The sequence below is a fragment of the Trichocoleus sp. DQ-A3 genome (assembly GCF_039961975.1).
In the GTDB taxonomy this organism is placed as follows: Bacteria; Cyanobacteriota; Cyanobacteriia; order Cyanobacteriales; family FACHB-T130; genus FACHB-T130.
Window position 1 is genome coordinate 227396 of the sequence record NZ_JAMPKC010000003.1, and the last position, 22686, is coordinate 250081.

At 46.3% G+C, this 22686-nt stretch carries 24 protein-coding genes; 12 read left to right on the plus strand and 12 right to left on the minus strand.

The annotated features are described in order from the left end of the window. Window positions 1-28 precede the first annotated feature (28 nt). The 4 genes from NDI44_RS07420 to NDI44_RS07435 all read right to left on the minus strand — a co-directional run bounded on the left by NDI44_RS07420 (window position 29) and on the right by NDI44_RS07435 (window position 1711). Complete coding sequence (locus NDI44_RS07420; protein WP_190410619.1) at window positions 29-235, minus strand: hypothetical protein; 207 nt, start codon at window positions 233-235, stop codon at window positions 29-31. 15 nt (window positions 236-250) lie between these two features. Continuing rightward, complete coding sequence (locus tag NDI44_RS07425) at window positions 251-592, minus strand: 2Fe-2S iron-sulfur cluster-binding protein (RefSeq protein WP_190410620.1); 342 nt, start codon at window positions 590-592, stop codon at window positions 251-253. A gap of 13 nt (window positions 593-605) precedes the next feature. Then, the gene (locus NDI44_RS07430) at window positions 606-986 is read right to left on the minus strand and encodes a calcium-binding protein (protein WP_190410621.1); all 381 of its coding nucleotides are present in this window, start codon (window positions 984-986) and stop codon (window positions 606-608) included. A gap of 71 nt (window positions 987-1057) precedes the next feature. Next, window positions 1058-1711, minus strand: a complete 654-nt coding sequence (locus tag NDI44_RS07435; RefSeq protein WP_190410622.1) for a Uma2 family endonuclease — start codon at window positions 1709-1711, stop codon at window positions 1058-1060. A gap of 188 nt (window positions 1712-1899) precedes the next feature. Here NDI44_RS07435 and NDI44_RS07440 point away from each other — a divergent pair, with 188 nt between their 5' ends. Continuing rightward, the gene (locus NDI44_RS07440) at window positions 1900-2976 is read left to right on the plus strand and encodes an alpha/beta hydrolase (RefSeq protein ID WP_190410623.1); all 1077 of its coding nucleotides are present in this window, start codon (window positions 1900-1902) and stop codon (window positions 2974-2976) included. Here the strand turns inward: NDI44_RS07440 and NDI44_RS07445 are convergent. After that, on the minus strand, window positions 2957-4468 hold the full coding sequence (locus NDI44_RS07445; protein WP_190410624.1) for an FAD-dependent oxidoreductase: 1512 nt from the start codon (window positions 4466-4468) through the stop codon (window positions 2957-2959). The two genes, NDI44_RS07440 and NDI44_RS07445, sit on opposite strands and share 20 nt — an antisense overlap. A gap of 129 nt (window positions 4469-4597) precedes the next feature. Next, entirely contained in the window at window positions 4598-5104 is a 507-nt protein-coding gene (locus tag NDI44_RS07450) for a DUF1499 domain-containing protein (protein ID WP_190410625.1), read from the minus strand. Here NDI44_RS07450 and NDI44_RS07455 point away from each other — a divergent pair. After that, window positions 5103-5573, plus strand: coding sequence for a tetratricopeptide repeat protein (locus NDI44_RS07455; protein WP_190410626.1), 471 nt, complete (start codon window positions 5103-5105; stop codon window positions 5571-5573). The genes NDI44_RS07450 and NDI44_RS07455 overlap by 2 nt on opposite strands. A gap of 278 nt (window positions 5574-5851) precedes the next feature. Here NDI44_RS07455 and aroQ read toward each other — a convergent pair whose 3' ends face one another. From aroQ to glyA, 5 genes are all read right to left on the minus strand, one after another. After that, entirely contained in the window at window positions 5852-6310 is a 459-nt protein-coding gene (gene aroQ, locus NDI44_RS07460; RefSeq protein WP_190410627.1) for a type II 3-dehydroquinate dehydratase, read from the minus strand. Between the two features lie 23 nt (window positions 6311-6333). Next, window positions 6334-6477 (minus strand): hypothetical protein, encoded by a 144-nt coding sequence (locus NDI44_RS07465; RefSeq protein ID WP_190410628.1) that lies wholly within the window; start codon window positions 6475-6477, stop codon window positions 6334-6336. A 167-nt stretch (window positions 6478-6644) separates the two neighbouring features. Further along, window positions 6645-7916: a competence/damage-inducible protein A gene (locus NDI44_RS07470; RefSeq protein ID WP_190410629.1), complete on the minus strand. Its 1272-nt coding sequence runs from the start codon at window positions 7914-7916 to the stop codon at window positions 6645-6647. 36 nt (window positions 7917-7952) lie between these two features. Next, window positions 7953-9011, minus strand: a complete 1059-nt coding sequence (locus NDI44_RS07475; protein ID WP_190410630.1) for an MraY family glycosyltransferase — start codon at window positions 9009-9011, stop codon at window positions 7953-7955. A gap of 210 nt (window positions 9012-9221) precedes the next feature. Beyond that, a complete protein-coding gene (gene glyA, locus NDI44_RS07480; RefSeq protein WP_190410631.1) occupies window positions 9222-10505 on the minus strand; it encodes a serine hydroxymethyltransferase in 1284 nt (427 codons plus the stop codon). A gap of 282 nt (window positions 10506-10787) precedes the next feature. Here glyA and NDI44_RS07485 point away from each other — a divergent pair, with 282 nt between their 5' ends. The 3 genes from NDI44_RS07485 to NDI44_RS07495 all read left to right on the plus strand — a co-directional run bounded on the left by NDI44_RS07485 (window position 10788) and on the right by NDI44_RS07495 (window position 12008). Beyond that, window positions 10788-11030: a hypothetical protein gene (locus tag NDI44_RS07485; protein WP_190410632.1), complete on the plus strand. Its 243-nt coding sequence runs from the start codon at window positions 10788-10790 to the stop codon at window positions 11028-11030. 83 nt (window positions 11031-11113) lie between these two features. After that, window positions 11114-11311: a hypothetical protein gene (locus tag NDI44_RS07490; protein WP_190410633.1), complete on the plus strand. Its 198-nt coding sequence runs from the start codon at window positions 11114-11116 to the stop codon at window positions 11309-11311. A gap of 223 nt (window positions 11312-11534) precedes the next feature. Next, window positions 11535-12008 (plus strand): Tic20 family protein, encoded by a 474-nt coding sequence (locus tag NDI44_RS07495; protein WP_190410634.1) that lies wholly within the window; start codon window positions 11535-11537, stop codon window positions 12006-12008. 25 nt (window positions 12009-12033) lie between these two features. Here the strand turns inward: NDI44_RS07495 and NDI44_RS07500 are convergent, their stop codons facing one another. Further along, a complete protein-coding gene (locus tag NDI44_RS07500; RefSeq protein ID WP_190410635.1) occupies window positions 12034-12825 on the minus strand; it encodes a fumarylacetoacetate hydrolase family protein in 792 nt (263 codons plus the stop codon). 237 nt (window positions 12826-13062) lie between these two features. Between NDI44_RS07500 and rpsF the strand changes: the two genes are divergently transcribed. The 7 genes from rpsF (at window position 13063) to htpG (ending at window position 22609) form a co-directional block, all read left to right on the plus strand. Continuing rightward, window positions 13063-13395 carry a 30S ribosomal protein S6 gene (gene rpsF / locus NDI44_RS07505; protein WP_190410636.1) on the plus strand — a complete coding sequence of 111 codons (333 nt, stop codon included), beginning with the start codon at window positions 13063-13065 and terminating at the stop codon, window positions 13393-13395. Between the two features lie 187 nt (window positions 13396-13582). After that, window positions 13583-16246, plus strand: a complete 2664-nt coding sequence (clpB, locus tag NDI44_RS07510; RefSeq protein WP_190410637.1) for an ATP-dependent chaperone ClpB — start codon at window positions 13583-13585, stop codon at window positions 16244-16246. A 97-nt stretch (window positions 16247-16343) separates the two neighbouring features. Then, entirely contained in the window at window positions 16344-17354 is a 1011-nt protein-coding gene (gene hpsE / locus NDI44_RS07515) for a hormogonium polysaccharide biosynthesis glycosyltransferase HpsE (protein WP_190410638.1), read from the plus strand. Then, on the plus strand, window positions 17351-18526 hold the full coding sequence (locus NDI44_RS07520) for a glycosyltransferase family 4 protein (protein WP_190410639.1): 1176 nt from the start codon (window positions 17351-17353) through the stop codon (window positions 18524-18526). The genes hpsE and NDI44_RS07520 overlap by 4 nt, the downstream gene beginning before the upstream one ends. Window positions 18527-18544: 18 nt before the next feature. Then, the gene (locus tag NDI44_RS07525; RefSeq protein WP_190410640.1) at window positions 18545-19720 is read left to right on the plus strand and encodes a glycosyltransferase family 4 protein; all 1176 of its coding nucleotides are present in this window, start codon (window positions 18545-18547) and stop codon (window positions 19718-19720) included. 43 nt (window positions 19721-19763) lie between these two features. Then, window positions 19764-20402, plus strand: a complete 639-nt coding sequence (locus NDI44_RS07530) for a methyltransferase domain-containing protein (RefSeq protein ID WP_190410641.1) — start codon at window positions 19764-19766, stop codon at window positions 20400-20402. Window positions 20403-20596: 194 nt separating this feature from the next. Then, entirely contained in the window at window positions 20597-22609 is a 2013-nt protein-coding gene (gene htpG, locus NDI44_RS07535; protein ID WP_190410642.1) for a molecular chaperone HtpG, read from the plus strand. Window positions 22610-22686: the final 77 nt, after the last annotated feature.

Genomic DNA, 22686 nt, shown 5'->3' on the forward strand with positions numbered 1-22686 from the left:
TTATCCTCCGTACTGGCTATTTCACCCTTCATTTCTTCAAAACGGTGTGTTCTTTCTCAAAAGAATGGCATCCTTCGGCTTTTTCATATACGTCAGCGCGATCGCACTCAATAATCTTCCCTGTAAATACTTTTGTAGCGGCAAGTTTAACCAAATTGCCACCTAAAAACATGGCGACAAAACCATCTGTATCTTTAGTTAAAACTGACTGATTGCTAAGTCCGAAATATTGCAAGCATTCGCACAAAAATTATTCAGATTTAGCAGTATCTGGCTGAAAGTAAAGAGCTGATTTATATAACACTTGTTCTTGGTGGGTTTCTAAAGTGCAATCCGACAGCGGATAAGCCACACAGGTAACAGTATACCCAGCCTCTAGTTCTTTTGGACGTAGAAATTTTTGTTCGCTTTGGTCTACTTCACCACTCACCAACTTGGCGATACAAGCCGAACATTCCCCTTGCTTACACCCAGAAGGTAATCGAATGCCCGCATCTTCAGCCATATCTAGAATATACTGATCGTCTGGCACGGAGATGGTACGGTCAAGCGCGATCGCTGGATTTACCAGCCGGACTTGATAAACTGCCATTAAAACGACTCCTTTAAAACTCGTATCCTCTGTCAAGCCAATAGTGCCAGTCTGCGACTGCTTCCAAGGTTTCGCTATCAGCATCAATCGGTTCTATTTCTGATAAACGAGCCGAGAACGTATCTTCACCTGTAGCATCTTTGTAAAGCACTTCCACAAACATATCGTGCAAGCATTCATCTTCTGATGACATTTCCACTACCTCAACTTCTTTGCCTTCAGGTGAGGATGATTTGCCTCCCTTTCTCACCCACTTAGCTTTAAAGGGGAAGTTGAGATTATCGTTAAGGTAGTAGTACCATCCCATCGCCTGTTCTTCTTCGTCATAGGCATCGACGATTATTTCCATTGCAATGCGATTCTCTCGGATTTCGTCTTCCTCAACGTTAGGCATAAGACATTAGCTCCGGATAATTAAACTTTGAATATAATAAATCTTTCGAGCGATCGCGTCCTCAATTCTCCTCAACAATTGTCGTCACGATGCTCTATTTGCTGTCTTACCCAAGCGCGAAAAGACCGAATCATGGGGATTTCCCCAATTCTTAGGCTTTCTTCCAAAAACCCTGGAATTTCTGTTGTTAAGGGTAAATTTGCAAAAGTATGAGAACCTGCGCCAGGAACATACACTCCATCTCGCAATTTATAAATTTGCATCACTGGTTCGTCATAACGCCAAACTTCCGGAACACCTAAAGCCAGATAAATTGAAAGTCTGTCAACCGAAGCGCTGGTATAGTCCACCTCCACTGCTAAGTCAGGAGGTGGGTCAATCGTTAAGTCAATATCCCTTTTCTGTCTGATTAGCGGTTCATTTTGAATATAAAAGCAAGAATCCGGTTCAACACCCCGCTGTAAGTCTGGACGCTTACAAGTGAGAGATCCAGCACTTCTGAGGTTGAGGTTCAGTTCCTCAGCTAAAGCGAAAACCAAGTGTTCCAGCAGTCTATTGTTATGCTCATGAGGCATCAGAGGAGTCATTATTTCCAGCGTTCCGCGATCATAAGCCAGCCGAGTGTTACGATCTTCCCCCATCTCTGCAAGTATTGTTTCAAAAGTCTGCCAACTAATGTTTCTAAGTACACCCCGCCCTTGAGTGGTTTTCGTTGTCGTCACCATAGGACTTAACCCCGCGTTTTCTACCAAGATATCAAGTTGAGTAGGCAGTGTGGATGCGTGAAGCGAAGCGGCTGCTTTCTTGGGCGTCGCATTCTGTATCTAAAGAACGTTGCTGTCAGCAATATTATCAGTAAGATTATTTGATAATCTCTCATTCTGCATACGTAGTTGATAAAGGAGTAAGTTCTGTGACTACCCTAAAAGTGTTATCAATCGCTTCTGCTGGTGCAGTGTTTATTGTTGCTGGTATCGCGGAAACTGCCGCTGCAAAGTTCAGCGATGCTCCTTTATTCAACGATGTAGGTAGCTACAGCACAACAATCTCCGCTAATAATGACTTAGCCGATATTTACTTTCCAAACCCATCAAACCTTAAAACTGGCAACTATTCGTTTCCCATTGCGCTGCTCTTGCAAGGTGCGAATGTTGATAAATCAAATTACACAAATTTTGCTAGTACAGTAGCAAGCTACGGATTCGTAGTAGTTGTACCCAATCACCAGAAGTCACTGCCAGAGTTAGGATTTACGGGACTTCTACCCGAAACGTCACAATTAAACGCCGTTCTAGCACAAATGGTGAAAGAAAACTCTAACTCTACTTCACCTGTTGCTGGCGTTATCAATACACAGAAACTAGCCTTACTCGGTCATTCCCAAGGGGGTGCTGTCGGACTATCTGCTATTGCCAACCTCTGCCTTCCTATTTTATGTGAAGGCTCCTTCAGCCGACCTAATGAACTCGTAGCAGGAGCGTTTTTCGGTGCAAATTTACGGAACTTCAATACTCAAGAGTTTATTCCCATCAACAATTCAAAAATTCCCACTGCTCTCTTACAGGGAAATCTTGATAGTATTGCTCTTCCTGTCAACGCCCAAAAAACCTACAATCAGATCCAAAATCCTCCTAAAGTATTGATTACCATTTTGGGTGCTAACCACTATGGCATCACAGATACGAACAACCCCATAGGTGCAAGACCAGACAGCAACACTCCGACAGTAACTCAAGATGTAGCAGTAGAAACGGTAGCTCGCTGGAGCGCACTTTTCTTGCGTGCCAGCGTTCTCGATGACAAAGATGCTTTTAATTATGTGTATTCTACAGGGGATGCTCTCGATGCAAATGTGAATGTAACTAGCCAATCAAAGCCAGTTCCTGAATCCTCTTTGACATCTGCATTGATGTTGCTAAGTGGTTTTGGTGCAGTGTTTGGACTGAAGAAAAAAACACAGCTAAATAGTTCTAAGGGAGCCAAATATTAGGTAAGAATGTTTTACCGAAATTACGTATGCTTTGGTTAATTGACCGACCAACTTGAATATGCGGCTCATCCGCCTCTATTGGTAGAATCAAAGCCTTACTCCCACGCCCAAAGCGAGAAATAACCAAATTTGCCGCTTCCAAACCAGTGACATAAGCCTTTTCTTGCGACCAAGAACCGTGACGAGTCACAATCCAATCACCGCTCATAAATACATTCTTGATACTTGTCTCTCCGGGTAACATATACTGATAGCTACCAGGGAAAAAGTGAGTCACTGCACGCGGTAAGCGGATTACACTACTATCGATTACTTTCGCATCTCGAAAAGCCGGGATACAAGTTGCTAAATCTTGTTGTACAAGCGAAACGATTTCTTCATCATTTAAGGGAAGAAACTGATTGGCGTGATAAAAATCTGCTTCAATAACTGTCCCTGGCTCATCGCGGTACTCATCATGTATGGCATTTAAATCGAAAAACGTCCATCCAGTTGTTGCATTAAAACCAAAACAGGCATTGGAAGGACGAGGAATATTAATTTTGCGGTTAAACCATAGGCGAGTTGCCAACACATCAACCGCGCCCAAGTTGTGAATATCTCGAAATTCTTTACGGTTTTGTAAGCTGGGGCTACCAGACACAATCTTCTTCATGCCACTGATACCAACAGCAAAAATAATCGCATCTGCCTCAAAAACTTCATCCCCACAGACAACTGCTGTCGCTTGATTATTGCTATCAACAATTACGTCACTGACTCGTCGGTTAGCGAGTAATTTTCCCCCTGCTTGTTCGATGCGTTCCACCCAAGGACGAAAGATCATCTCACCAACTGTTCCGCGACACCAGACGACATCAAAATCGGGTTGGTGAGCCAAAATGAAGTAATAAAGCATACCCAGCGCGGCAGCGGCGGAACATTGCTCTCCAGGGGCAAATAAACCAACCAGCAGCATCGGCTCAAAGGAATCGCGGTAAAGCCGCGCCGAAACCCCAAAATCTTTGAAGAGTTCTCGCGCCGTTACAGAGTCATAGCGTCGCCAAGCTTCGTCGCTATTGTCAAAATCAATAACTGCGTAGAGTAGCGGTAAAGCTGATAGGCGATCGCTTAATGGCAACCGTTTAAATTGCGTGTAGAGAAAAGTTCCAAGTGGAGTGGGAAGTCGCGGTAAGTCTTGGAAAATGGGAGATTCGACTTCTAAACCGGCTGGAGAATACTGGGAGGAACGAGTCCAAGGCGTAAACGGACTCAGCCCTAATTCCTTTACCAAAGAAAAGATATTTCGGTAAGGATACCAGAAACCATGAATCCCCGCTTCTACAGAGCGCCCCCCTGCGGTCTTCCAGCCCGCCACCAAGCCACCCGGATAGGGGCCAGCTTCTAGAAGGGTTACGTCATAGCCTTGACGCGCTAGGTGGTAGGTAGCCCCCAACCCTGCCCAACCAGCACCAACGACGACTATTTTTGGGGTTTGTGTTTCTGTTGGCATCGCGCACATCTCCATTCTGTTTTCAGGATGACAAGAACCCCACCCGCAACCCTCCCCGCAAGCAAGGAGGAGGCGAAGAGGAGCTTTTCTGTGGGGGCGAACCGATTGAAGGGGTTTTATTACTTACACCTAGCTTCTCAGTTCGTTGAGTTTGGCTCTGATTGTCTCTATTCTTTTACGGTTCACGCCCAAATCCGACTGTCCTAGGCGGGAGGCTGAACGGATATGGATCGTTTTTGCGCTTTCATCGAGATAAAATTCCACGTCATCGACAAACCCCATCAGCGCACTAGTGAATTCCGCGTAGAGGTAATTCTCCGTTTCAGTGATAATTTTGGTTTTCGGGAGGGAGTTGATAACTGTTTTGAGATTAGCGATCGCCTCCGTTGGGGAAGAGTTGTAGGTCAAAGGCTCAATTTTATTCTGGGCATTTTGGCTTTGACTGCTGACACAGTTGGGCGTACTAGGGCAAGGCGCTAGTTGGCCTGACTGGACACCGAGATTAGTGGGTGGTTTTCCGGCAAACACGATCGTTCCTCCTGACAAAGCGGTAGTTGCCCCTATCCAACAGATAGCTGCTAAACATAAGGATAGAGAGATTAGAAGCCAACGCGACCGATTGGAAGTGATATTCATGAATGAATTTTCTATCAATTCGTTACTAGAAGACCTAAAAAATCCTGATGAAACCGTCCGCTATGAGGCTACAGCAGAGCTGTGGCGCGTCTGGTTTCATCAAAAGGGAGCGGTAGGGTTTGAACTACTTGGGCGATCGCAGGCAATGCTAGAGGCAGGAGAGCTTGCCAAAGCAGAGGCGTTACTCACCGATCTGATCGAGACTCAACCAAATTTCGCGGAAGCCTGGAATAGACGAGCCGTTCTTTACTATATTCTCAGGGAGTACAAAAAGGCGCTCCAAGACTGCCAGATGGTGGTTAAGCTCATCCCGTTCCATTTTGGGGCGCTGCATGGGATGGGGTTGTGCCATATCGGACTGGGGGACTACAGCGCTGCCATTCAAGCTTTTCGACAAGCGCTGGAAATTCAGCCTTACGCCTTAGAAAATCAAAGATTGATTCTTGAATGTACGGCACAGCTGAGCTAAGAATTTAAGCTAAGAACTTGAGCTAAGAACTATTCAGCTACAAGCAACAGCACTTGTTACTCAAAATACCCATACATAAGAAGTTTGGCAGTAAATGGCTCCCTGATGGGGAGGGAATAAACTCCAAAAAAAACCCGGTCGCTGCTAAGACGACCGAGCCAAGATGCTATGCGTTTAATGAAGCTCATTTTCAGGCGATCGCTTGTTACGCCGGGAAGCAACGCCGAATCGGGTCGGTCATCTGTTCCTCAAACAAAGACAATCATTCGCCACGAAGTTTATTCACCGCCACTTTTTTGTCTCAAGTGATGAACTAGAGCGTTTAACCCCAAGCGGTAACTCTCTGCACCAAAGCCGCTGATTTGTCCAATTGCAATGGGTGCGATATAAGAATGATGTCGGAAAGCTTCGCGTCGGTAAATATTACTCAGATGCACTTCTACAGTCGGAAGGTTAACAGCCGCGATCGCATCCCGTATCGCTACGCTGGTATGAGTATATGCCCCAGCGTTAATTAAAATTCCTTGGTGCTGCCCAACGGCATTCTGAATTGCATCCACTAAGACGCCTTCATGATTTGACTGTAAAGTAAAGACCTTACAGTCGAGCGTTTGCCCTTCTTGTTCTAACAGGCGATTAATCTCATCCAACGTCACAGAGCCATAAATCCCTGGTTCTCGGAGTCCCAATAGGTTTAAGTTTGGTCCGTGCAGCACCAGAACAGTAACTATGCCCAAGGTTTCAGCAGCAACTCAATAGACTAACTACGACGGCGCGACGATCTCTCATTCACTGGAATTGGAATCAGTTCTGGTTCCGGCTCAGCTTCCGGTCCCAGGAGCGTTTCGATGAGCTTACGTGCCCATTCTTTGAGCTTTTCCAACACATTTTCTATATAGTCCATTGAATTGAAAACTCCTGCAATACAACCAGGATGAGTACTTAACAACAGGGCAAACGTGAGAGTTTATGAATCCTATTGTGGTTAAGATTTATTCTAACCCTAGCACATGGAGAAACAGGTGAGTAATCTCACTATGGATGTGTGTGACCGGGCGGCGTCTATCCGTCTTAAGACACATCCGTCGTTAACTTTTTCTTCAACATTGTTCGCCGCAGTTGGTCAAGGGCAATTGAAGCACTAGCGTACCGCATCGAGTCTCGCTCTCGATTTTGACCCAGATTGTGCTTAAAACTTTCTACCGTGTCATCCGGCCCTGCTAGACCAATATAGACTAATCCCACCGGCTTGGTTTCCGTACCACCTCCCGGCCCAGCAATCCCTGTGATACTAAGTCCCCAAGTGGTTGAGAGGCGTGTCTTTACACCCACTGCCATCTGCTTGGCGACCGCGTCGCTCACCGCACCGACTTGGGCTAAGTCTTCTGGATTGACGCCCAAAAGAGAAATTTTCACCGAGTTGTCATAAGAAATGACACCGCCCAAAAAATAATTGGAACTCCCAGCGATACTGGTTAGCATCTGCCCCAATCCTCCACCCGTACAGGATTCTGCCACCGAAAGCGTTTCCCCGGCTTCTTGCAACAAAAAGCCGACAACAGAAGCAAGGGTGTCAGTGTCAGTGCCGTAATAATCCAGCCCTCCTATCTGCCGCAGTTGTTGCGCCACTGGCTCAATTAGTCCTAGCGCTTCCGGTTCTGACGCCGCTCTTGCCGAGACTCGCAGCCGCACCTCTCCGTGAAGGGCGTAAGGAGCAACGGTGGGGTTAGGGAGGTCGAGGAACGGCGCGACTTTTTCAGCTAGAGCCGATTCCGAAATTCCCCAGAACTTTAACATCCGGCTGTAGATGATTTCTTTGCCCCAGCCTTGATTCTTGAGAAAGGGGACGGCGGTTTCCTGCCACATCCGCTTCATTTCTGAAGGGACGCCGGGGAAAGTCAGAATCGTCAGACCCGTGCGGGGTTGCCAGATAATGCCGGGGGCTGTACCGCCTGGATTGGGTAAAATTGAGGCGTCCTGGGGAATGAGCGCTTGTTTCCGATTGCTGGGGGTCATCTGACGCCCCCGCATAGCGTATTTGCGAGTAATGTCTTCGACGATTTCCGGTTGTTCTACCAAGGGAACGCCAAAAAAATCAGCGATCGCTTCCACGGTCAAGTCGTCGGGAGTGGGACCCAGACCGCCAGTAAAGATCAGCAGATGGGATCTCCCAGCAGCAATCTCCAACACCTGCTTGAGACGTCCAGGATTATCTCCCACCACCGTTTGATAGTAGTGGGGGATTCCCAGAGAGGCTAGTTGCTGCGCCAAAAATTGGGCGTTGCTATTGAGAATATCGCCGAGTAGCAGTTCTGTACCAACACAAATAATTTCAGCACTCATGCAAAAGTTTTTTATTTTTTAATTTTGTATTTTTCCTCATTCCTCACTCCTCATACGCGAATTTCGCCAAACTTGCCAGCTGGTATACCCCAACAACAACGTTGCACCCATCGCATAAGCAAGTCCGCTTGGTATTTTAGCCAGAGCCAGGGCTAAACTTCCCACCCAGAGCGTCAAAGCGTAGATAAACAAAACTATCAAACGTTGTGGCAGACCCGCTTGCAGCAGCCGATGATGCAGATGGAATTTATCGCCAATAAAAGGCGAATTGCCTCGCAACAGCCGTTGCACAATCACCGCTGACATATCCACAATTGGCACAGCCAGAATCAGGTAAGGCAGTAATACCGCAGTGACAGCAGTACTTTTTACTAAGCCAATTACGCCGACACCAGCAAGGGTAAAGCCCATAAAATAGGCTCCCCCATCCCCCATAAAAATCTGAGCGGGGTTGAAATTATATCGAAGAAATCCCAATGAGCCACCGGCAAGCGCTGCGGCAATCAGTGCTGCCGCCGGTTGGTTCATAAACAAACTCACAATCAGCATTACCACGGCAGCGATGCCAGAAACACCAGCAGCTAGACCGTCTAGACCATCAATCCAATTGATGGCATTAGTCAGACCGACCAGCCAAATGACGGTAATCGGCCAGCTAATTGTGTCTGGCAATGTGACCAGTCCAGCGAAGGGAACGGTGAGGAAGTCAATTTGGACGCCGAGGTGCCAAGCCCAGCTGGCAATGATAATTTGCAGAAACAGCCGCAAGAAAGGCGACAAACTAAACAAATCATCGGCTAAGCCAACTAGGAAAAAACCAAGACCACCCAAGATAACGCCCCAAACTTCTAGGGATTTCTCTGCGCTCAAAGCGCCAAATCCCCCGGTTCCCCAAACAATCAGTAGGGCAATAATGGTGCCTGCAAAGATAGAGACACCTCCCACCCGCACGATAGGATGCTTATGGACTTTGCGCTCGCTGGGTAAATCAACCAGTCCCTTTTGGAGGCCAATTTTGTTCACAACGGGTGTTGCCCAGAGGACAACACAGGCAGATACGAGAAAGGCAACCAGGTGATACAGCTGGGGGGGCATCTGAAATTAAGTAGGGTACTAGACATCAGAAGGGAGAAATTAAAAAAAGCTGTTAGCTGATTGCTAATCGCTATTGATCTTTCATCCTTCAAAACAATCGTCAGGCAGAGTCTACTACATTTCAGACGGGAAGAGGCAGAGGGGGATGGGGAATTAAGCGGGGGAATGGGGAGTAGGGGCATAGCCGCCCTGACTATGCCCCTACGATTTTTATGCCAAGGCTGGTACGGGAATTGTCAGGTGGGGGTATAGGGGGAAGCGATCGCATAATGCTGCCACTCGCCGCCGACATTCCGCCGCCACTGCTTCCTCTTCTGGATTCAGGAGCCGTTCGGCAATAATATCCCCGATTTCTGTAAATTCACCAGTAGACATCCCGCGCGTCGTCATCGCTGGCGAACCCAGCCGCAAGCCACTGGTTACGAATGGCGACTCTGGATCGAAGGGTACAGTATTTTTATTCGCGGTAATGTTCACTCCGCTCACTAGCTGATCAGCTCGCTTGCCAGTCATGCTGATAGAACGCAAGTCTACTAGCATCAAGTGATTGTCAGTCCCGTCAGAAACAATCTTGAAGCCGCGTTTTTGCAACTGAGTTGCCAACGCACGAGCATTTTCAATTACTTGCGCCGAATAAGTTTTAAACGCGGGTTGCAGTGCTTCCCCAAATGCCACCGCCTTAGCGGCAATGACGTGTTCTAAGGGACCCCCTTGAGTACCGGGGAACACGGCTTTATCTAGTTGCTTTCCGAGTTCTGGGTCGCTGGTCATAATTAAGCCACCTCTAGGACCGCGCAGGGTCTTGTGGGTAGTGGTGGTGACGACGTGGCAGTGGGGTAGAGGATTGGGGTGATGGCCTGTGGCAACTAAACCCGCAATATGGGCGATATCCGCTAATAGATAAGCTCCGACTTCATCAGCGATCGCGCGGAATTTCTCAAAGTTAATGATGCGCGGATAAGCTGAATAGCCGCAAATGATTAACTTAGGACGGTGTTGTAGCGCCAAATCCCGGATCTGATCGTAGTCTAGCTGCTCGGTTTCCTGACTGACTCCATAGTGGCAAACCTTAAACCACTTCCCCGAGACATTTACTGGCGAACCGTGGGTTAAATGCCCCCCGTGGGACAAATCCATCCCCATAATCGTGTCTCCTGGCTGCAACAGGGTCAAGAAAACGGCAAAATTCGCCTGCGCCCCCGAATGCGGTTGCACGTTCGCGTGAGCCGCTCCAAATAGCTGTTTGGCGCGGTCAATCGCCAATTGCTCAATTTTGTCGATAAAGTCACAGCCGCCGTAATAGCGTTTCCCCGGCAAACCTTCGGCATACTTATTTGTTAATACCGAGCCTTGTGCTGCCAGCACTGCTGCGGAGGTAAAGTTTTCACTGGCAATTAGCTCCAAGTGGGCGCGTTGGCGCTGGAGTTCTTCGTGGACAAAGCTGGCAACGGTAGGATCGGTTTCGGCTAGAAAGTCTAAGTTTGTTTTACTCACAAAGTGAACCCCTAGAAATAGTGTCAGTCTTCCTTTCAAACTTTGATTCGGGTGCGCTTTCGGTCAACGCCATGTCCGCGCTACTAGCCCAGGTCAGTATTTTCGGGAGTCTTCAATCTTAACGCTGTTGGAGTCGTGTCTCTACCCAACTTTTCTGTTAACACTTGAAGCGAACAATTTTTGGCAACCTTTTATCCAAACTAGCTAACCTGGCGCAGTATGCAATTTTGCTGTATTTCTCTCGCCCATTCATAAGGGGCTAGAGGATCTGGAAAAATTTCCTTGACATTTGATCGCCAACCCCGGATAAATTGGGGTTTAGAAAAAGTTGCCCATGATGTTAACCTTACCCACTTGGCAACCGATGCGATCGCAAACTGCAAGACTTTAGAGGGATTAGACGCCCATACTGTTCAGCTCCCAAAGTTAGGTGCCAAATTTATTTTCTGCCCTCCTCTCTTCCCACACGCGCAAAGCGTTGCTTTAGTAACCATCCTCACTCCTACTTTTAGGAGAGGACATTAAGCTGTATGTTAATTTACCATATCTCGCCGAAAACCTGACCTAGAATGGATGCGGGCGAATTAAAGCTCTCGTGGAGGTATTAAATGTTAGTCATTCTTACGGATGAGCAGATACTCTCCCCCAAACAAGTTTGTCAGACCTGTTTACTTGCCGATCAAAGTGGTCAACCCCGCTGGCGTCAGGGGCAGCTCCGCTGCGCTCAAGCGATTCACAAGCTTACCGAAAATCAACCCGATCAATACGAGTGTCTTATGGGCTTCCGGATTGCCAATATTGAGTAATCTCGTTTTGCTGAAGTTTAAAGCCTGCTGAGGCGCTAGCTGCGATTTGGGGCTTAATAGCGATCGCTACTTTCTCTGACAAACAAGAGTGCGCCTACGCTACAGGCTCCTTGTCTTTGATGAGGCACGTCTGACCTAGGGGTGTCCTGGTTGACATCGCATCTGCGTTATCCTGAACTTAGTAATAACTGGCGATAAATATATTATTTCAGGAGAACGCACGATGACTTGGCGTGGTTCAGCAACAGCGAAAGACCGGGTTTTCGCTTGCCTTCCTTATTTACTCCCTTTGCTTTCTGTGCTTCCCTTTGGGGCGTATCTGTTTAGACAGTTTCCTGTCTTAGCACTGATTTTATTGCCGCTACAACCGTTGCTAGCAATTTACAGTATACCGTTTGCCAGTTTAATCATTTTCTTTGTCTTGTTCTTAGGCGTAGTTAGAAACGAAAAGATTAGCCATTTCATTCGTTTTAACACGATGCAGGCACTCTTAATAGACATTGCTCTATTTTTGTGTACTATGGCATTGCAAATTTTGACTCCAGCGCTAGGAACTGGCCTGGTAGGACAAACGCTGTTTAATGTTGTTTTTCTAGGAACGCTTGCTGCCTGCGCCTATTCAGTTGTTCAGTCTGTGATAGGACGTTACGCAGAAATTCCTGGGATTTCAGAGGCAGTTTACAGCCAAGTTCCCTAGTTTCTTGCCGCAGGCAGAATCTTCGTTAGGGCGCGGCTGGTGTGGGACGTGACACAATCGTGTTTTCCATGTGACCGATGCCTTCAATTTCGATGCGAACGCGATCGCCCACCTGCATCGGACCAATCCCTTGAGGCGTTCCAGTCAACACCACGTCTCCCGGCAACAGTGTCATCACCTGAGAGATGTAAGACACTAGAAAATCGGGCGCAAACACCATCTGATTAATGAGTGCTGACTGCACCGGCTGGGGATCGTCGTTCAGAAAAGTTTGCAAGCGGGCAGCCGGACTCAACTCACGGACGATCCACGGCCCCAAAGGACAAAAAGTATCAAATCCTTTTGCCCGCGTCCATTGAAGATCCTGCTTTTGTAAATCGCGGGCGGTAACATCATTGGCAATGGTGTAACCCCAAATTTTAGTTTGTGCCTCTTCTGGCGTACAGCAATAAACGCGATCGCCAATGATTAAAGCTAATTCGCCCTCGTAGTCCACTCGCTGTGACTGCGGGGGGTAGTGAATTTCTGTCCCCGCTGCGGTGACACACGTTGGCGGCTTGAGAAATAGTAACGGTTCTTTTGGCACATCCGTCCCCATTTCAGCGGCGTGGCTGGCATAATTTTTGCCCACCGCGATAATTTTAGACGGGGCACAAGGAGCCAGAATTTGATAAGTATCGGGTTCTAACTGCAAATCCGTAGGTTGCCCGTGTAACCAGGGAGGCGCATCAAGCACCTGAACGCCTCGGCTTAGTTGCAATAAACCGTAGTAAGTCTGTCCTTTTGCGGTTCGGACTCGGACGTAGCGCTGCGCCATAATGTTGACTGCTATTTGATTATGCTGATGTGTGGTCTGGACGTTGAGGTGAATTTACCCTGGTAACTTTGTACAATTGATGGACTGGTAGTAAGATTTTAATTCCTTGCTTCTTCATCTTTAGACGCTATAGGCTAGCGAGTTGAGATTTTCAAGGTGCGACTTCCATTCCCAATCCCAAACTTCCTAGTCCCAGTGCTAGAAGAAGCCGTCTTGTCCATAAGGAGATTAACAGCAATGCAGATCGTTTACGAAACTATGTACATCCTCCGTCCCGATTTGACCGAGGAACAAGTAAACTTGGCGATCGCCAAGTATCAAGGTATTTTGAGCGACAATGGGGCACACGACATCGAAATCCAGCATCGGGGTCGGCGGCGTCTAGCTCAAGATATCGGCAAGCATCGGGAAGGCATTTATGTCCAGATGAATTACCAATGCAATGGCAGCCAGATAGCGCCAATGGAACGGGCAATGCGTCTGTCGGAAGAAGTCATTCGCTACCTCACCATCAAGCAGGAAGTGCGCGAACCGAAGCCAGAGCCTGTTGAGGCAGAAGCAGTCAGTTAAGTGCGATTGGGGTGGAGTCTCTCCGCCCTTGTTGAGTCGCAAGGTGGACTTTCATCCCACCCTCCATTCCTTCCCTCACACCAGGGAGGGAATTTTTTTTAATTCGCAATCTGGCAATGAGCCATTGACTCCAGATTGTTATACTGACGTGTGAGACACGGTATTCGACTGAGATTCGTTTTATAAAATGCAGCCTACTGACCCTGCCAAGTTTACTGAGAAAGCCTGGGAAGCCATCATCAAATCTCAAGATGTGGCGCGTCGATTCAAAAATCAGCAGCTAGAGGTAGAGCATTTAACGATCGCGCTTCTGGAAGAAGAAGAAGGGCTGACAAATCGGATTTTGAGTCGAGTCAATGTGGACATCCAGGCGTTAAAGTCGCAACTCGAAGCCTTCACCCAACGCCAGCCCAAAGTCGCTGTCGTTGACCAGTTGTACCTGGGGAGGGGCTTAGATGTCATGTTAGACCGAGCTGAAGCCTCACGAACTACCTTGCAGGACGAATTCATCTCGGTAGAACATCTATTAGTCGGCTTCGTCGAAGATGACCGCATCGGACGCCGGTTGCTCAAAAGCTTCAACTTCGATCGGCAAAAGCTAGAAGCAACGATCAAAGAGGTTCGGGGTACGCAGAAAGTAAAAGACCAAAATCCCGAGGCTCGCTATGAAGCCTTGGAAAAGTACGGGCGCGACCTGACAGAAACAGCCAAATCCGGTAAGTTAGACCCCGTAATTGGGCGAGATGAGGAAATTCGCCGCGTGGTGCAGGTGCTATCTCGCCGGAGTAAGAACAACCCCGTTTTGATTGGGGAACCAGGAGTAGGTAAGACAGCGATCGCAGAAGGGTTAGCCCAGCGCATCATCAACGGCGATGTACCTGAATCTTTGAAGAATCGCCGCCTAATTGCCCTGGATATGGGGAGTCTGATTGCGGGAGCCAAATATCGGGGAGAATTTGAAGACCGCCTCAGATCGGTTTTAAAAGAAGTCATCGATTCAGTCGGTCAGATTGTCCTCTTTATTGATGAGATGCACACGGTGGTTGGTGCTGGTGCCACTCAAGGGGCAATGGATGCGAGTAACTTGCTCAAACCGATGCTGGCGCGGGGAGAACTGCGTTGCATTGGGGCGACGACCCTAGACGAGTACCGCAAGCACATTGAAAAAGATGCGGCACTCGAACGCCGGTTTCAACAAGTCTATGTTAATCAGCCCAGCGTAGAAGACACGGTTTCGATTCTGCGGGGGCTGAAAGAACGTTACGAAGTCCACCACGGCGTGAAGATTACCGATTCTGCCTTAGTTGCCGCCGCCAGCTTGAGCGATCGCTACATCACCGAGCGGTTTTTGCCAGATAAAGCAATTGACTTGGTCGATGAAGCTGCTGCCAAGCTGAAAATGGAGATTACGTCCAAGCCGGTAGAACTAGAGGCAATTGACCGACGGGTGATGCAGCTAGAGATGGAAAAGCTCTCCCTGCAAGGAGAAGGTCAACGGACGGGTTTAACAACCGTTGTGGGTGCCTTCCGTTCTTCTCAAGAGCGTTTAGAGCGTATTGAACAAGAGATTGCCTCCCTGAGCGAAAAACAAGTTCAACTCAGTTCCCAGTGGCAATCAGAAAAACAGCTCTTAGAAGACATTAACGCAGTGAAGGAGGAAGAAGATAAACTCCGGGTGCAAATAGAGCAGGCAGAACGCGCCTACGACCTTAACAAAGCTGCTCAGCTGAAGTATGGACGGTTGGAGGTTTTAGGACGCGACCGGGAAGCCAAAGAAGCCCAACTGTTGGAACTGCAATCTCGCGGTGCTGCCTTGCTGCGGGAAGAGGTACGCGAAGACGATATCGCCGAAATTGTCGCTAAATGGACGGGGATCCCAGTCAACCGCCTGCTAGAGTCAGAACGGCAAAAGCTACTCCAGCTTGAATCTCATCTCCACGAACGGGTGATCGGTCAGCAAGAAGCCGTTGCCGCCGTTTCTGCTGCTATCCGTCGCACCCGCGCAGGGATGAAAGATCCTAGTCGCCCGATCGGTTCTTTCCTGTTCATGGGGCCAACAGGCGTGGGCAAAACCGAGCTAGCCCGTGCCTTAGCTCAGTTCCTGTTTGACAGCGAGGACGCCCTGGTACGGATTGATATGTCCGAGTACATGGAAAAACACGCCGTCTCGCGCCTCGTAGGTGCCCCTCCAGGGTACGTCGGTTACGAGGAAGGCGGTCAACTGTCTGAGGCAATTCGCCGTCGCCCCTACTCGGTCGTGCTGCTAGATGAAGTGGAAAAAGCCCACCGCGATGTGTTCAACATCTTGCTGCAAGTGCTGGATGATGGAAGAATTACCGATTCCCAAGGCAGGACGGTAGATTTCCGGAATACGGTGATTGTGATGACAAGCAACATCGGCAGCGAGCATATTCTCGATCTGGGGGGGAACGAGGACCAGTACGAATTGATGCAGAAGAAAGTAACGGATGCTTTGCGATCGCATTTCCGCCCCGAATTCCTCAACCGCGTGGACGACATTATTCTCTTCCACCGGCTGGAACGCTCGGAACTGCGCCAGATTGTCAGCATTCAAATCAAGCAGATTGAGAAGCTGCTAGCCGATCAAAAAATCACCATCGAACTCTCGGCAGCTGCCCAAGACCACTTGGCAGAAGTCGGCTACGATCCAATCTATGGTGCTCGTCCTTTGAAACGCGCCATTCAGCGTGAATTGCAAAATACCCTTGCCACAGCGCTGCTAGAAAATACCTTCGTGAGTGGCGACACCATCTTGGTTGATTGTGTGGACAATACGCTGACTTTCAGCAAAAAACAGTCCCTCAGCCTCCTTGAAGCTCAAATCATTTAACAATCATCAGTAGAGACGTTGCCTCTAAACGTCTCTACTGTTAGTCTGAAAGCAATACAACATCCAAAATTGATGCGACAACGCCAAGAACATATCCGTGGACTTTACTGTAGCCATTTGCACATATAACGGTGCAGAACGTCTGCCCGAAGTTCTAGATCAACTGCTTCATCAAGTTGGTACAGAGGATATTGAATGGGAAGTGCTAGTTGTTGACAACAACAGCAATGACGATACTGCTGCTGTCGTTGCTCGCTATGCAACCAATTGGCGTCAAGATAGCCAGTTGAGGTATATTTTTGAAGCCAAACAAGGCGCTGCCTATGCGCGATATCGAGCCGTACAGGAAGCTAGAAGCAGCGACTTGATTGGATTTTTGGATGATGATAATCTACCAGCAGATAACTGGATAGCCGAAGCTTATCGCTTTGGTAGCGATCGCCCTAAAGTGGGAGCCTATGGTGGCATTATTCATGCCAAACTCGATGAACCACCACCCCCCTACTTTGAGCAAGTAAAAGGATATCTCACTATCTATAACCGAGGTGCAACGCCTTTTCACTACAAGCGTTCTGATAAACCACGCCGAATTCCTGCTGCACCCGGTTCAGTCATCCGGAAACAGGCATGGAAAGACGCCGTTCCTCCTCCAGAAAAACTCCTAATACCCGGCAGAGACGAGAAAACAATGGCTGCCGGGGAAGACGCAGAAATAATGTTCTATATTCAAAATAGTAAGTGGGAAGTCTGGCACAATCCCAAAATAGAGATTTGGCACCACATTCCTCCCTATCGCTTAAAAGAAGCCTATCTACTCAGACTTGCTCGTGGATATGGCCTTTCCAATCATCTCACGCGAGTCACTCGGTTTTATCGATGGCAGCGTCCCTTCCTACCTTTTTTGATACCATTTTTTACATTACGCAATAGCTTAAAAATATTAATTTACTACCTAAGAAATAAAAATTCTCTACCCAATAATGTTGTGCAAGCTTGTGAACTTCAGTCCCAATTAGGCCAACTTTACAGCCCTTTTTTAGGAATATATAAAAAATTGCCAGCCAAAGATTTTATCAACGTAAAAGCAAATCTTGAACAAAGTCAATGAAGATAGCATACGCTACTCACTATGACATTTTCAATAGCCGTACTTGGCCTCGAAACTTAATTGGGCACTGTGGCACTAATTACTACAAAGCGAAAGCTCTGGAAGGGCAATTGGGAACGGTAGAGTATATTGGTCCTCTTGAGGAAAGATACTCCCCCTCTTTAAAATTATTATCTAAGGCAAAGAATCGCTGGCATAAGCATATATCTAAACAAACCTATTATCCTTGGGCAGAACCCACTGTCAATCAAGGCTATGCATCCCAAATCGCAAAAAAAATTCTAGAAACTAATCCCGAAATCGTTTTATGCCCAGATATCAATTTGATTTCTTATCTTGACTGTAAGCAACCTACTGTGGTTTGGACAGACGCTTCTTACGCTGGATTGATGAACTTTTACACTGATTTCAGTAACCTGTGTAGCGAGACCATCCAGCAATTAACTACTATGGATAAACTTACCTTAGATAAATGCAGTTTAGCTATATTCTCCTCCGAGTGGGCAGCTCAAGCTGTAATTGATACTTATCAAGTTGACTCTTCTAAGGTCAAAGTGATTCCGTCAGGAGCGAATGTAGAGTGTAATAGAACACTAGAGGATATTAAAGAAATTGTTGAAGCTAGACCTCTGAATAAATGCAAACTACTCTTCTTGGGTGTAGATTGGTTAAGAAAAGGCGGAGATATCGCTCTGGAAGTAGCTAGAGAGTTAAATAAAACTGGCTTGAATGTTGAATTAACGATTGTTGGGTGCCAGCCAATTAAAGAAAATCCTCCTCCTGATTTTGTCGTGAGTCTTGGTTTTATTAGTAAATCCACAGAAGAAGGATTAAACAAAATCAATAAATTAATAGCGGAATCTCACTTTTTGATTGTACCTTCGAGAGCAGAAGCTTATGGTAATGTGTTTTGTGAAGCCAACTCTTTTGGGGTTCCGTGTATCTCTACAAACATCGGTGGTATACCAACAATTATCAAAGAAAATCGGAATGGAAAAGTTTTTTCCCTGAATGCCAGTATTAATGAATACTGCGCCTATATTTCTAATTTATTTGGCAATTACGGGGATTATAAACAATTAGCATTATCTTCATTCAAGGAATATCAGGAACGGTTAAATTGGTTCGTTGCTACCAATATGGCGAAACAAATGTTTAGTACTTTAATTTAATGATTTTTAATTTAAATTATGAGAATAGGCTATATTACAACCTATGATGTATTGGATACGTCAAGCTGGCCTAAAAATCTAGTAGGGCTTTGTGGTGCTGGTTATCACATAGCTCAATCTCTAACTAATCAGTCTGTTGAAATTGACTACATTGGGCCTTTGAAGAAAAAACTTTCAGTAGTAACGAGAATTAAGTGGAGTTTTTATCGCAATTTACTTCAGAAAGATTACTATCGATGGGCAGAACCTTTAGTGCTTAAAGATTATGCATATCAAGTTACTAAAAAGTTGTCAGGATTAAATTCAGATATAGTTCTTTGTCCAGAAAATGCCATACCCATTGCCTATCTTGAATGTAAACAGCCAATCGTTTTATGGACAGATTCAACCCTAGCTGGATTGATTAATTTTTATCCTTATTTAAGTAACCTATGCAGTGAAACTCATAAAAATATATATAGAATGGAAAATTATGCTTTAAATAAATGTGAATTGGTAATATATTGGTCGGATTGGGCTGCTCAGACAGCTATTAACATTTACGGGATTGATCCATCTAAGGTGAAAGTAGTTCCTTCAGGAGCAAATATCAATTGCAATCGAACTACTGATGATATTCATAATCTAGTGGAATCCAGAGCTTCAAACCCATGTAAATTATTATTTTTAGGAGTTGACTGGTACAGGAAAGGAGGAGATGTAGCACTTGAAGTGGCTAAAGAATTAAATAGAAGGGGTTTGATTACTGAATTGACAATTGTGGGCTGTCAGCCTATGACTAATGAATCTTTACCAATTCCAAGCTATGTAAAATCATTAGGATTTATAAATAAATCTTCAAAAGAAGGTGATAAAAAAATTCAGAAATTGTTAGCTGACTCTCATTTTTTAATTTTACCGTCACGCGCTGAGTGTTATGGAGTGGTTTTTTGCGAGGCAAACTCTTTTGGAGTTCCTTGTTTAGCAACAAACATAGGTGGCATACCAACAATTATTAAAGATAATTTGAATGGAAGAACTTTTGCAATAGACGCTCATATATCTGAATACTGTAACTATATTATGTCTATGATGGAAAATTATAAAGACTATAAAAAACTAGCTTTTTCATCATTTAATGAGTATCAAAATCGGCTTAATTGGGCTGTTGCAAACCAAACCGTAAAAAAAATGTTAACAGAGATAATAGCATAGGTATAATTTAAGCTTGAATAATTTGTTAACCATAGACACCTTTATGCAGAGCATTAACACACCTAAAATTTCGAGCGAAGAATACATATCAAAAGACCGGCTCATCAGCTATTACAATCAGGCTCGTCTTATTAGAGGTTTGGGACAGCAAGTCAACAATATCCTTGAAATCGGGATCTTTAATTCTCTTTTTACAGAAATGCTCAAACGGGGTGGATACAATGTCACCACAGCTGATGTTGACGCAGACTTAAAGCCCGACCTAATTCTGGATCTAAGAAGTAATTTTTCGCTACCAAAAGAAAAATTTGATGCGATCGCTATTTTTCAAGTATTAGAGCATATCCCTTACGAGGATGCAGAAAAAGCCCTCAAAAAGCTGGCAGATGCGACTAAAAAATTTTTAGTAATTTCGGTTCCATATAGAAGTAGATTTTTGTCAATTCAATTTAAATTTTCCTTGTCATTAAAACCTAAGTATTTTTTTGTCCGGATTCCACTCTTCTGGAGTCAAAAGCCTTTGACTGATGAACACTACTGGGAGATGGGACTCAAAGGCTATCCGAAAAAGCGTCTGATTAACTCAATTGAAAAAGCGGGTCTCACGATTAAGAGAGAATTTATCGATCCCTTAAACCCCTATCACTACTTTTTCGTACTGGAAAAGAACACGAATAATTAGCATTTTAGGTGGCTATTGAGCGATCGCTCCCAAATACAATTTCCCTTACTAAACTAGAAAGTAGGGAAATCCGCATCTCTATGGGCGGGAATCCCATAGGGTTAAGCAGCTTTGTCCTCTACTCAGAACGAACAGCGATCGCTCACAATCAATATTTAAGATACTCCAAGCAAGCGAATTAGAGATCCCTAACTATGCTGGAACAAGGCACAATCACGATTCATACCGAGAATATTTTCCCGATTATCAAGAAATCTCTCTACACAGACCACGAGATCTTCTTGCGGGAACTGGTTTCAAACGCTGTGGATGCCATCCAGAAACTCAAGATGGTTTCCTTCGCAGGCGAATTCACCGGCGAACTGGGCGAACCAGAAATCAAAATCGCAATTGACAAAGCCAAAAAAACTCTCTCCATCTCGGATAACGGTATCGGCATGACGGCAGAGGAGGTCAAGAAATACATCAACCAAGTTGCCTTCTCTAGCGCCGAAGAATTTATCCAAAAGTACAAAGCCAGCGCAGATCAACAGATTATTGGTCACTTCGGTCTTGGCTTCTACTCCTCCTTCATGGTGGCGCAAAAAGTCGAGATTGATACCCTTTCTTACCAGCAAGGAGCTTCCGCCGTCCACTGGTCTTGTGATGGTTCACCCGTATTTCAGTTAGAAGACTCACCAAAAACTGAACGCGGCACTACTATCACTCTCACACTTCAGGATGAGGAAGTGGAATACCTGGAACCAATGCGGATTCGGCAGTTGGTAAAAACTTACTGCGACTTCATGCCAGTAGCTATCCAACTGGACGGAGAGACAATCAACCGCCAAAAGGCACCTTGGAAGGAATCGCCCCAAAATCTGACCAAAGAAGATTATCTAGAATTCTACCGCTACCTCTACCCTTTCCAAGAAGAACCGCTGCTGTGGGTGCATCTTAACACCGACTATCCCTTCATCCTGAATGGGATTCTTTACTTCCCGAAGCTCAAGCCGGATGTAGACACCACCAAAGGGCAAATTAAGCTGTTCTGCAATCAAGTATTTGTCAGCGACCATTGCGAAGAAGTTATTCCCAAGTTCCTGCTGCCGCTGCGAGGCGTCATTGATAGCACTGACATCCCCTTGAATGTCTCCCGCAGTTCCTTAACCAACGACCGGACGGTGCGGAGAATTGCCGATTACATTGCCAAGAAAGTAGGCGATCGCCTGAAAGAACTTTACCGCGAAAATCGCGACGAGTACATCCGCTGCTGGCAAGACGTAGGCACTTTCGTCAAATTTGGCTCCCTCAACGACGACAAATTCAAAAAGCAAGTCGAAGACATCCTGATTTATCGCACCACTGTGAACCTTACACCTGCGGCTCCAGAAACTGCCCAATCCGATATCCCAGCCGTTGAAGTGCAATCTCAAGAGGGCGATGTCTGGCAAGAAGTGACCCCAAGTCAAACCTCGGCTTCTTCACCTCTCAGCCCTCAGTCCGAAGCCTTCGCCACTAACTACACCACCCTCAAAGAGTACCTGGAACGGAATAAAGACCGCCACGAAAATCGAGTTTTTTACTGCACCGATGAAGTCTCCCAGGCGACCTACGTAGGACTACACAAAAACCAAGGTCTAGAAGTCCTGTTTATGGACTCCTTCATAGACTCTCACTTCATCAGCTTCCTAGAGCATGAACATCCGAATGTTAAATTCTCCCGCGTAGACTCTGACCTCGACCAAACCCTGCTTGACCAGGATAAAGCAGGAGAAATTGTTGACCCCAAAACTAACAAAACTCGCTCAGAACAGATCAAAGAGTTATTTCAGAAAGCCCTCAACAAGCCCAAACTAAACATCCGCACCGAGGCGCTCAAGTCAGATGATCCTCAGGGAACCCCACCAGCAATGGTACTCTTGCCAGAAGTTCTGCGGCGTCTGCGGGAGATGAACGCATTGATGCAGCAGCAAAACGTTGAATTTCCTGAAGAACACACCTTAGTGGTAAATACCGCGCACCCGCTGATTCAAAATCTGGTTCAGTTGAGCCAAGGTAGTATTATCCAAGGTGAGGGTCAATCGCCCACCGGCGATTTGGCTAATCTGATGTGCCAGCATATCTATGATTTGGCGCTAATGGCTCAGAAAGGATTTGACGCTGAAGGGATGAAATCCTTTGTGGAACGGTCGAATCAAGTGCTAACTCGTCTGACAGAACGCTAGGCGAGTATGGGTGGGCAGTGCCCACCTAAGCAATAGCTTGGGTACAATCTAAAAGCTATATCTAAATAACGACCGAA

Coding starts and splice junctions, on each gene's coding strand:
- NDI44_RS07425 (WP_190410620.1), bottom strand. CDS start 592: ATGGCAGTTTATCAAGTCCGGCTGGTAAATCCAGCGATCGCGCTTGAC.
- NDI44_RS07430 (WP_190410621.1), bottom strand. CDS start 986: ATGCCTAACGTTGAGGAAGACGAAATCCGAGAGAATCGCATTGCAATG.
- NDI44_RS07435 (WP_190410622.1), bottom strand. CDS start 1,711: ATGGTGACGACAACGAAAACCACTCAAGGGCGGGGTGTACTTAGAAAC.
- NDI44_RS07445 (WP_190410624.1), bottom strand. CDS start 4,468: ATGCCAACAGAAACACAAACCCCAAAAATAGTCGTCGTTGGTGCTGGT.
- NDI44_RS07455 (WP_190410626.1), top strand. CDS start 5,103: ATGAATGAATTTTCTATCAATTCGTTACTAGAAGACCTAAAAAATCCT.
- NDI44_RS07450 (WP_190410625.1), bottom strand. CDS start 5,104: ATGAATATCACTTCCAATCGGTCGCGTTGGCTTCTAATCTCTCTATCC.
- NDI44_RS07465 (WP_190410628.1), bottom strand. CDS start 6,477: ATGGACTATATAGAAAATGTGTTGGAAAAGCTCAAAGAATGGGCACGT.
- NDI44_RS07470 (WP_190410629.1), bottom strand. CDS start 7,916: ATGAGTGCTGAAATTATTTGTGTTGGTACAGAACTGCTACTCGGCGAT.
- NDI44_RS07475 (WP_190410630.1), bottom strand. CDS start 9,011: ATGCCCCCCCAGCTGTATCACCTGGTTGCCTTTCTCGTATCTGCCTGT.
- NDI44_RS07490 (WP_190410633.1), top strand. CDS start 11,114: ATGTTAGTCATTCTTACGGATGAGCAGATACTCTCCCCCAAACAAGTT.
- NDI44_RS07495 (WP_190410634.1), top strand. CDS start 11,535: ATGACTTGGCGTGGTTCAGCAACAGCGAAAGACCGGGTTTTCGCTTGC.
- NDI44_RS07500 (WP_190410635.1), bottom strand. CDS start 12,825: ATGGCGCAGCGCTACGTCCGAGTCCGAACCGCAAAAGGACAGACTTAC.
- rpsF (WP_190410636.1), top strand. CDS start 13,063: ATGCAGATCGTTTACGAAACTATGTACATCCTCCGTCCCGATTTGACC.
- clpB (WP_190410637.1), top strand. CDS start 13,583: ATGCAGCCTACTGACCCTGCCAAGTTTACTGAGAAAGCCTGGGAAGCC.
- NDI44_RS07520 (WP_190410639.1), top strand. CDS start 17,351: ATGAAGATAGCATACGCTACTCACTATGACATTTTCAATAGCCGTACT.
- NDI44_RS07525 (WP_190410640.1), top strand. CDS start 18,545: ATGAGAATAGGCTATATTACAACCTATGATGTATTGGATACGTCAAGC.
- NDI44_RS07530 (WP_190410641.1), top strand. CDS start 19,764: ATGCAGAGCATTAACACACCTAAAATTTCGAGCGAAGAATACATATCA.
- htpG (WP_190410642.1), top strand. CDS start 20,597: ATGCTGGAACAAGGCACAATCACGATTCATACCGAGAATATTTTCCCG.